The sequence below is a fragment of the Frankia sp. CcWB2 genome (assembly GCF_977927585.1).
Genome location: NZ_CDWRCM010000162.1, coordinates 3,170 through 6,556 on the forward strand (window position 1 = coordinate 3,170; position 3,387 = coordinate 6,556).

Sequence of the window (3,387 nt, forward strand, 5' to 3'; positions counted from 1 at the left end):
TGACGGGCTGCGGGCGTAGTCCGAGAACCGGGACAGCGCCTCCACTCCGATGATCTTTCCGTGTTCGAGGTCGAGTACCGGCTGGAAGGCGAGCGCGGGCCCCCCGCCGTCGATCATATGGCTGACGTCGCGCCAGACGCGGCTGCGGACCTCCCACATCCGGTGCAGGTCGGTCACGGAATCGCCGAGGATCTCCGCGATCATCCGCAGGAACCGGCCGTCGCGCGGCCGCAGGTGCGGATGAGGCCCGTGCCCGAGACAGCCGACCAGGCCGTAGACGAGGCCGTCGCTGTCGATGACCGGCACCGCGGCGTAGGCCCCCACGTCAAGCTCGTCGACGACGGGCAGTCGCAGGATGCGCGGATCGGCGTGGGTGTCCGGGATGACGGTGGGAAACTCACCGGACAGGACGCGTCCGAACAGGGCGCTCTCGCGCCGAACGGTGGAGCCCGGGGCCAGCTGGAACGACGCGCCGTCCCCGTTGATGACCTGCACAACGAGGACGTCCGTCTCGATGCGGCCGAGCCAGGCAAGATCCATGCCCAGATGGCGGCGCAGTATCCCCAGCAGCTCCACCAGCGCCGTCGCCGGCTCGGGAACCTCGGCCTTCGGCCCGAGCGCCGAGGCGGGGGCCGGGCGGACCGACATCCGTACCACCTCCTCTCCTGGTGTTCCCTCGGGTTTTCCGCGCACACCCTGGTCGGCACCGATATCTGTTACCGTTTCGTGATCGATATTGGGCTCTTTGTAACCGATATCGGCTTGTTCGTGCACGATATCGACTTGTTCGTGACCGATATTGACCTGTTCGTGACCAACCTCCGCCACTGCCGGGAGATCCATCCCCTGTCTCCCGTCTGTCTCCCGTCGCGCCCGTTGGCTCTTCGTGTTGTAGTAGATGCGGGATCGGGACGGATGCCTGTTCGGCGAGCGAGGATGCTCGGAGGGGAGGCGGTGCCGCGTGGCGGACATCGTGGTCGGGATCGACGGGTCGACAGATGCCGAGCGCGCGCTGCGGTGGGCCGTGCGCGCGGGGCGCCGCTGTAGCGCGCGGGTGCGTGCCGTTCTCGTCTGGGCTGCGGCCGGCCCGTTCTGCACGCGGGTGAAGCCGCCGCCTGCCACCTCACCGGAGCATCCCCGGTGGACGGCCCAGTGGATGCTGCACGACGTCGTCGACCGGGTCCGCGAGGCCCAGCCCGACGCCTGGATCGTCGAGCGGACCGTGTACGGGAACCCGGTGGACACGATACTGACCGAGTCGGAGGGCGCGGCCATGCTCGTCCTCGGTGCCCGCGGCCGTGACCGGCCGCGCCGCCTGCCGGCCGGTTCGGTCAGCATGGCGTGCGTGTACGGGGCGTCGGTGCCGGTGGTCGTGGTCCACGGCAGGTCGGCGGCGCCGGCCGAGAGCGGGCCCGTCGTCGTCGGGGTGGACGGGTCCGCCTGCTCGTTGGCCGCGCTGCGGTGGGCCGCCCAGGAGGCGGCGCTGCGCCGGGCGTCGCTGCGCATCCTGCACGCCTGGACGCCGCTGCCACCGGAGTTCGTTGTCCGGCTGGGACTCTGCGGTGCCAGGTTCGTCGGCGCAGTGCCCACGGCGGGCGCCGGGGCCGTCCGTGCCGGGCCGGCTGGTGCGGGGCCCGGTGACGCGGATCCGGGCGGGACCGGATTCATCCGGACGGACCCGGGTGGAACGGGCCTCGCCTCGGGATTCGTCGGCCGTGGATTTCGGGGCACGGCACCGGGGGGCACGGCACTCGATGATCATCCAGGATTCGGTGACTCGGGACCCGCCGATGCGGCGCTCGGGGACCCGGTGCTCGATGCGACGGGACCCGGCGGAACGGCCCTCGTCGACGCCGCCCTCGAGGGGGCCGCGCGGGCCGTGCTGGACGAGGCGGTGCGCGCGGGTCTGCCCGAGCCGGGTGATCTCGATGTGCGCACGGACCTGATCCGCGGAGCGGCCGCGTCCAGCCTCCTGCGGGCCGCAGCGGGGGCGCAGCTCCTGGTCATCGGAGCCCGGGGCCGCGGCGGCTTCGCCGAGTTGCTGCTGGGTTCCACCAGTTCACAGTGTGTGACACACGCCCAGTGCGCGGTCGCGGTCATCCGCACGCCCGGCAGTACGACCTGTGGTAATTAGTGCGGCGTGTGGTGACTCCACCGCGGCAGATCTTCGACCCGGTGCGAGTCCCTTTCCCTCGGGTCGCGAGTTCTCGGGCCGTGGGCCGAGATCGAAGACCCCGGGCGGGGATGCCCGATCGGGCACGTACCGAGCGGGTGGACGGCGGGTCGCCTGCCGCGCCAACTGCCGTGCCACCTGCGGTGCCGGCTCTCGCGGCCCGCCGAGCGCGGCCTGCGGCCCAGCGGTGACGGCGCGGCGGGCAGGTGATCCTCCCGAAACGGCTCGGCTTTCCCTCGTCTTGGGGGAGGATGGGGAGACTGGGGCGTGATGTCCCCGTGAGGTACGGGGGGCACCGCGGCGCCGGCCGTGGGAGGGGAGTGTCGAGCGACTATGGCGGATCAGTATTACGGCGGTTCCGGTCGGCGCGGCGAGCGGTTCGCCCAGGCGCGCTGGCTCGCCGGTCAGGCCCGGCAGGACCGCACCACCTCCTGGTACGTCCCGCTGATGATCACTGTGATCGGTGCCGGTGCGGCGTTCGACGCCTTCGGCCGCGGCGTGGGGCTCCTCTACGCCCTCGGGCTGTCGATCGCCTTCGTCCTGCTGACGTGGACGACGATCCGGCTCATGCCGTCGGTGTCCGACGAGCTGAACGTCAACCGGGTGCCGGGCCCGCGCAAGATCTTCGCCATGGTGAACACGCCGGTGCGCACCCGCGGCGTGTTCCTGCTGGCCGCAGCGATGCCGATCGCGGTCGCCCTGATCAGGACGGTCGGTTTCTTCGTGTTCGGCGGGGCGCTGCTCGTCGGGATCGTGGTCGGCGTAGCGATGGCTGCCGCCTGGATGTTCAAACGCCGGTAGACCCGCCCGGCGCCGACGAACCTCCTGATTCCGACGAACCTCCTGATCCTGGGGCCCATCCCTGGGCTTGGCCATCCCGATCCGGCGCATCCCCCCGCTCGGACCAGGTTCCTGTTCCCGCCAAGCGGGCAGGCCAGCAGGGGCACGGTCCGGTGCGCGGTCCGCGATGAGGAGAGTGCGATGACGGTCAGCAAGGCCACGAGGGAACGAACCCGGGCGAGTCAGCTCCCCGAGGACGATGTGGTCGGGATCCTGCTCGCGCAGCATGCCGAGATCCGCGAGCTGTTCGGGAAGGTCAGGACGTCAACGGGCCAACGCCGCCAGGAGACGTTCGACAAGCTGCGGGCGCTGCTCGCGGCCCACGAGACCGGCGAGGAGGTGGTGCTGCGCCCGATCAGCCGGCAGGTGGTGGG

4 protein-coding genes are annotated in these 3,387 nt (G+C 71.3%); 3 read left to right on the forward strand and 1 reads right to left on the reverse strand.

Annotated features, from left to right (window positions below; genetic code table 11):
- A partial coding sequence (locus ACY45C_RS15985) for a GAF domain-containing protein (protein ID WP_462188387.1) occupies positions 1–648 on the reverse strand: 648 nt, incomplete at its 3' end.
- Positions 649–961: 313 nt separating this feature from the next.
- Between ACY45C_RS15985 and ACY45C_RS15990 the strand changes: the two genes are divergently transcribed.
- The 3 genes from ACY45C_RS15990 to ACY45C_RS16000 form a co-directional block, all read left to right on the forward strand.
- The gene (locus ACY45C_RS15990) at positions 962–2,134 is read left to right on the forward strand and encodes a universal stress protein (RefSeq protein ID WP_462188388.1); all 1,173 of its coding nucleotides are present in this window, start codon (positions 962–964) and stop codon (positions 2,132–2,134) included.
- A 372-nt stretch (positions 2,135–2,506) separates the two neighbouring features.
- Positions 2,507–2,974, forward strand: a complete 468-nt coding sequence (locus tag ACY45C_RS15995; protein ID WP_462188389.1) for a hypothetical protein — start codon at positions 2,507–2,509, stop codon at positions 2,972–2,974.
- Between the two features lie 180 nt (positions 2,975–3,154).
- Positions 3,155–3,387 (forward strand): hemerythrin domain-containing protein (locus tag ACY45C_RS16000; protein ID WP_462188390.1); only part of this gene is annotated, 233 nt, incomplete at its 3' end.